A 6,903-nucleotide genomic window follows, 5' to 3' on the forward strand; every position below is an offset into this window, starting at 1 on the left:
GGCCGCCGCGGCGACCGCACACGTCAGCCCCGGAAGCACCACGAGGACGGTGACGCCACCCGGCCTCCGCAGGCCCGGGTGACGGTGCCACAAGGTCAGCACCGCACACACGACGGCCGCCCCGAGGAGGACGATCAACATCAGGAGCTGGCTGCCGCCGTCCGTCCCGGACTCCGGGAGCCGCAACCCCCTCCCGCCGCCCACCGAGAGCAACTCCGAGCGGGGTGCCGCCACGATCCACACCAGCAGCGCGACCACGGCCGGACCGACGACTCCCGACACGGTCCCCACGGCGCGGATCGGCGAGCTGAGCATGGGCCGGACTGTACCAACGCGGGCGCTGTCGACCGTCTGTGGTGTAATCGGACGCGGCTCCGCCATGCTCTTCGGTGCACGCGCTCGCAGAGTCGGGGCGCCTGCACAGACCGGACGACCCGTCAGGAAGTACTCGCCAGTGGCCACCAGCACTCCGATCTCGCCTGCTCGCCGCCGGCGAGGGAAGATGGCCTACCGGCACGACATCGACGGGCTCCGCGGGCTGGCCATCGCACTGGTCGTGGTGTTCCACATCTGGATGGGCCGCGTCTCCGGCGGCGTCGATGTGTTCCTCACCCTCTCCGGGTTCTTCTTCCTGGGATCGCTCCTACGCGGCGCCTCGGACGGGCGCACCGCCCTCAACCCGATCCCCCATCTCACGCGACTGGTCCGTCGGCTGTACCCGGCGTTGGTGGTCACGGTGGCCGCGACCGTCGTGGGGACGATCCTCATCAAGCCCCCTACCCAGTGGTCGGCGATCTTCGAACAGACCCTCGCCTCGCTGCTGTACTACCAGAACTGGGAGCTCGCGCTCACCTCCCAGGACTACGCGGCGGCCGACGCCACCATCTCGCCGCTGCAGCACCTGTGGTCCATGTCGGTGCAGGGCCAGTTCTATCTCGTCGCCCTCGGCGTCGTCCTGGGCCTGACCGCGATGTGGCGGCTCATCGGGCGGGGCGGCTCGCCCAAGTGGATGCTCCTCGGAGTGGTGGCCGTGGGCACCGCGGCCTCGGTGTGGTGGTCCGCCTACGGGCAGGCCGTCAACCAGCCCTGGAACTACTACGACACCGGCGCCCGGATGTGGGAGCTCCTCGTCGGTGGTCTCGTGGCGATCCTGCTGGCGGGGATCGTGCTGCCGTGGCCGTTGCGCATGCTCAGCACCGTCGCCGGGCTGGCGCTCATCGTGAGCTGCGGCTTCGTGATCGACGGCGCCGCCTACTTCCCCGGCCCCCTGGCCTGGTACCCGATCGGCGGGGCCCTGCTGATCATCCTCGGCGGCAACCTCCCCGAGGGCGAGCGCGCGACACCGCGGAGGGACCCGGTCACCTGGCTGCTGTCCGCGCGGGTGTTCCGACGCCTGGGCGACATCTCGTACTCCCTGTACCTGTGGCACTGGCCGCTCCTCATCCTCTGGCTCTCCTACGACCGGCAGGCCGAGATCACGCTGGTGTCGGGGCTGGCGATCGTCGCGGTCTCCGTGGTGCTCGCCCTGTTGACCGAGAAGTACGTCGAGCGACCGCTGCGGATGGCCAGCCGGGCACGCGGGCGGTCCACCCCCGCCGCCCAGAAGCGTGACTCGCTCCGCAAGGGGTCCGGACGCAACGCGCGCGATCAGCGCCGCTTCGTCCAGGCCACCGCCCTCGTCGTGGTGGCCGCGGTGGCCAGCCTCGGGACGGTCGGATGGTGGACCGCCACGTCCGCCTCCCGCTCGGCCGTGCCCTATGTCGACTCACTGACCGACCCGGACCACCCCGGGGCCCGCGCCTTCTTCGACGGCATCCCGGTCCCCGAGGACGCCGACTACGTCCCCTCACTGCTGCAGGTGGGCAACGACCTGCCCGTGAGCACCCTGGACGGCTGCATCTCGAACTTCGAGTCGGCCGAGGTGCAGATGTGCGTGTACGGCGACGTCACCGCGCCGCGCACCATCGCCTTGGTGGGTGGCTCCCACGCCGAGCACTGGATCAGCGGCCTCGACGAGGTCGGCCGACACTACGGCTTCCGGGTGGTCACGGTGCTCAAGATGGGGTGCCCGCTGACCCTGGACGCCTCGGTGTCCGACAGCGACGAGTTGCTGTACGAGAGCTGCGCCGAGTGGACGCCCGCCGCCCTGGCCGCCCTCGTGGGCCTGGCACCCGACTTCGTGTTCACCACCGCCACCCGGCCGGTGGGGGTCGTGGGCCCGGACGTCACCCCGCGCCAGTACGTGGACCTGTGGCGTGCACTCGACCAGCAGGGCATCGGCGTGATCGCCGTCCGGGACACCCCGTGGCTCAACCAGGGCCGCGGCCCGATCCGGGCCGGGGACTGTCTGGGAGACGGCGGCACCCCCGAGGAGTGCGGGATGCCCCGGGAGCGGTCCATCGCGCCGATCAACCCGGCCGGGCTCGCCGGGGCCGGGATCGACTCGGTCCGACTGATCGACCTCACCGACGGCCTGTGCGACCCGGCGAACTGCCCGGTCGTGGTGGGCAACGTGATCGTCTACCACGATTCCCACCACCTCTCCGGGTCGTGGGTCCGGTCCGCGTCGGGCGAACTGGCCAGGCAGATGGGGCCCGCGACCGGCTGGTGGTGACCGCCGGGGGCCCGGCACAGCGGCTCCCGCCCCGAAACGCACTACTGTTGGGCTTTGTGACCAACGACGACGCGCAGCAGTCCGCCCCAGAGCTCATCCGTGCCTGGCCTGGTACCGCCTTCCCCCTCGGTGCCACGTATGACGGAACCGGCACCAACTTCGCGCTGTTCTCCGAGGTGGCCGAGCGCGTCGACCTGTGCCTGATCGACCGCGACGGCGGGGAGCAGTGCGTCGAGCTCACCGAGGTCGACGGTCATATCTGGCACTGCTATCTGTTCGGGGTGACCCCGGGGCAGCGCTACGGCTTCCGGGTGCACGGGCCGTACGAGCCCGAGAACGGTCTGCGCTGCGACCCCTCCAAGCTGTTGCTCGACCCGTACGGCAAGGCCTTCGACGGGGAGTTCGACGGCCACCCGAGCCTGCACAGCTACGACCTGGACGACCCGGGTCGACGGAACACCGAGAACTCCCTCGGTCACACCATGACCACCGTCGTGATCAACCCCTACTTCGACTGGGGCAACGACCGCGCGCCCCGGCACGAGTACCACAACACCGTGATCTACGAGGCCCACGTCAAGGGCATGACCGCCACGCACCCCGACATCCCGGCGGAGATGCGCGGCACCTACGCCGGCATGACCCACCCGGCGATCATCGACTACCTGACCGACCTCGGCGTCACCGCGATCGAGTTGATGCCGGTGCACCAGTTCATGCAGGACCAGCGGTTGATCGACATGGGGCTGCGGAACTACTGGGGGTACAACAGCTTCGGCTTCCTGGCCCCGCACAACGAGTACGCGTTCGCGGAGAAGCCCGGTGACGCGGTGAGCGAGTTCAAGGCGATGGTCAAGGCGTTCCACGACGCCAACATCGAGGTGATCCTGGACGTGGTCTACAACCACACCGCGGAGGGTAACCACATGGGACCCACCATCGCGTTCCGCGGGATCGACAACCAGGCGTACTACCGTCTGGTCGAGGGCGACGAACAGCACTACATGGACTACACGGGCACCGGGAACACGCTCAACGTCCGGCACCCCCACTCCCTGCAGCTCATCATGGACTCGCTGCGGTACTGGGTCCTCGACATGCACGTCGACGGGTTCCGGTTCGATCTCGCCTCCGCCCTGGCCAGGGGGCTGCACGACGTCGACCGGTTGTCCTCGTTCTTCGATCTGGTCCAGCAGGACCCGGTGGTCAGCCAGGTCAAGCTGATCGCCGAGCCGTGGGACGTCGGCGAGGGCGGCTACCAGGTGGGCAACTTCCCGCCGCTGTGGACGGAGTGGAACGGGCAGTTCCGCGACACCGTCCGCGACTTCTGGCGGGGAGAGCCCGCCACTCTCGGCGAGTTCGCCTCCCGCCTGACCGGCTCCTCGGACCTGTACGAGAACACCGGACGTCGCCCCACCGCCTCGATCAACTTCGTCACCGCCCACGACGGCTTCACCCTCAACGACCTGGTCAGCTACAACGAGAAGCACAACGAGGCCAACGGCGAGGACGGCAACGACGGCGAGAGCCACAACCGCTCCTGGAACTGCGGGGTCGAGGGACCCACCGACGACCCCGAGGTGCTGCGTCTGCGCCACCGGCAGCGGCGCAACATGCTGACCACCCTCATCCTGTCGCAGGGCACGCCGATGATCGCCCACGGTGACGAGATCGCCCGCACGCAGGGCGGGAACAACAACGTGTACTGCCAGGACAACGAGATCGCGTGGATGAGCTGGGACCTCGACGAGGAGAAGGAAGACCTCCTCGAGTTCACCCGCACCCTGGTCCGACTGCGGAAGGACCATCCGGTGTTCCGCCGGCGCAGGTTCTTCGGCACCGTTCTCCGCGACGACGAGGACCCGCAGGACATCGCCTGGTTCAGCCCGGACGGGTCCGAGATGACCCACAAGGACTGGGACTCCGGCTTCGGCAAGTCCCTGGCCGTCTATCTCAACGGTGAGGGCATCCACGAACCCGACGAGCGTGGCCAGCGGATCGTCGACGACTCGTTCCTCCTGCTGTTCAACGCCCACCACGAGCCCATCGAGTTCTCGTTGTTGGGGTCCGAGTACGCCGAGAGCTGGGAGGTCGTCCTGGACACCGCGGTCCACCTCGAGGAGCGCACCGGTGAGCTGGGGTCGGACGACACGATCACGGTGGCCGATCGCGGCACGATCGTGCTGCGCAAGGTCACCTGATCGTGACCGCCGCGGATCTGACCGGGACCGGGCCGCTGCGCAGGGGTACGGCCCTGGCGAGCACCTACCGCATCCAACTGCGGACGCCCGCGTCCGACCCGGACGGCCGCGGGTTCGTCCTGGCCGACGTCGAGGCCCTGGTCCCCTACCTCGCCGACCTCGGCGTGGGATCGGTGTACCTGTCGCCGATCCTCGAGGCCACCCCCGGATCGACCCACGGGTACGACGTGGTGGACCCGACCACGGTCGCAGCGGAGCTCGGCGGGATCAGCGCACTGCGGTCGCTGCGGGCGGCCTGCCGGGAGCACGACCTGGGCCTGGTGGTGGACATCGTCCCCAACCACCTGGGCGTGGACCGTCCGGCGGCGAACCGCTGGTGGTGGGACGCGTTGCGCCGGGGCCCGGAGTCGCCGTATTTCACGTACTTCGACTTCGACACCGAGCCCGCCAACGGGGCGGACGGCCGGATAGCGATCCCGGTGTTGGGTTCACCGGAGGACGTCGACCAGCTCGTCGTCGTCACCCCCACCGACACCGCCACAGACACCGACACCTCCGACACGGACGCTGCGGAGGCCGAGCTGCACTTCTACGACCATCGCTTCCCGGCGGCCCCCGGCACCGGGGGCGGGACCGCGCAACAGGTGCACGACCGCCAGCACTATCGGTTGGTCCACTGGCGGGAGCCGCTCCTGGGCTACCGGCGGTTCTTCACCGTGACCGGGCTGGCCGGGCTGCGCCAGGAGGACCCGGCGGTCTTCGACGCCACCCACGCCGAGGTGGCCCGCTGGTGCGAGGAGGATCTGGTCGACGGCATCCGGGTCGACCACCCCGACGGCCTCGCCGATCCCGTGGGCTACACCCGGCGTCTCCGCGGGCTGGCCGGCGAGGACCGGTGGCTGCTGGTGGAGAAGATCCTCGCGCCCGCCGAAGTGCTCGAGCCCGCCATGCCCGTCGACGGGACCACGGGATACGACGCCCTCCGGCTGATCGACCAGATGTTGGTGGACCGGGGCGGACAGGCGCGGTTGACCGAGCTGGCCTCCCGGTACTGCGGCGGCCCCGGCGACGAGGAGCAGGTCCACGATCAGTCCGCCCGTCTCAAGCGGCAGATCGTCCTGGAGGACCTCGCCCCCGAACTGGGCCGCCTGACCCGCGCGGTGCGGCGTGAGGCCGCCCTCGGCGGGGAGCCGAGTGTCGTGACGGGTGGTGACGACGAGGGGGCCCTCCTCCGCGAGGCGTTGGTCTCGGTGATCGAGCGCACGCCCGCCTATCGCGCCGACTATCCCGTCCTCCGCGGGACCCTGCCCGCGATACTGGACGATCTGCACCGCGACCGCCCCGAACTGGCTCCCGTGCTGGGTCTCGTGGCCGGGGCTCTGGCCCGTGGTGCCGAGGCCTCGAGCCGGTTGGCGCAGGTGACCGGTGCGGCCACCGCCAAGGCCGAGGAGGACCGCCTGTTCTACCGGCTCGGCCGGCTGGTCTCGCTCAACGAGGTCGGCGGTTCACCGGGGCGGATGGGCATGCAGGTGGAGGCCTTCCACCTCGCGATGGCCGAACGCGCGCTCGCCTCCCCCCTGGCCATGACGGCGCTCAGCACCCACGACACCAAGCGGGGCGAGGACGTGCGCGCCCGGATCTCGGTCCTCTCCCAGCTGTCCGACGAGTGGGCGGATCTGGTCTCCGAGGTGTTCCGGACGTTCCCCCCGCCCGCCGAGGACGCGGGCTACTTCCTGCTCCAGGTGATCGTGGGGGTGTGGCCGGAGCGCGACGATCCCGCCGACGACCTGCGGTCCCGCCTGCACGACTACGCCGACAAGGCCCTACGTGAGGCCGCCGTGCACACCACCTGGACCGATCAGGACGCGGACTTCGAGTCCGCCGCCCACCGGTGGATCGACACCCTGCTCGACTCGGGCGGCGCGTTGCTCACCCCGTTCGTCGACCGCATCGCCCCCGCCGGGCGTGACAACTCGTTGATCGCCAAGGCGACACAACTGCTGTCCCCCGGGGTCCCCGACGTCTACCAGGGCACGGAGGTGTGGGACGACTCGCTGGTCGACCCGGACAACCGCCGGTTCGTGGACT

General features: G+C 70.0%; 3 protein-coding genes and 1 pseudogene. 3 read left to right on the forward strand and 1 reads right to left on the reverse strand.

Features of this window, described 5'->3' with window-relative positions; translation table 11 throughout:
• Positions 1 to 315, reverse strand: a pseudogene (locus tag G6018_RS07705) (hypothetical protein); the annotation flags it as partial.
• 139 nt (positions 316 to 454) lie between these two features.
• Between G6018_RS07705 and G6018_RS07710 the strand changes: the two are divergent.
• The 3 genes from G6018_RS07710 to treY all read left to right on the forward strand — a co-directional run.
• On the forward strand, positions 455 to 2,614 hold the full coding sequence (locus G6018_RS07710; protein ID WP_182609853.1) for an acyltransferase family protein: 2,160 nt from the start codon (positions 455 to 457) through the stop codon (positions 2,612 to 2,614).
• 56 nt (positions 2,615 to 2,670) lie between these two features.
• A complete protein-coding gene (gene glgX / locus G6018_RS07715; protein WP_182609854.1) occupies positions 2,671 to 4,815 on the forward strand; it encodes a glycogen debranching protein GlgX in 2,145 nt (714 codons plus the stop codon).
• 2 nt (positions 4,816 to 4,817) lie between these two features.
• The coding region (treY, locus tag G6018_RS07720) for a malto-oligosyltrehalose synthase (RefSeq protein ID WP_182639305.1) at positions 4,818 to 6,903 on the forward strand (2,086 nt) is incomplete at its 3' end.

Origin of the sequence: Dietzia sp. DQ11-44, from assembly GCF_014145205.1 — a bacterium.
Taxonomy (GTDB): Bacteria; Actinomycetota; Actinomycetes; order Mycobacteriales; family Mycobacteriaceae; genus Dietzia; species Dietzia natronolimnaea.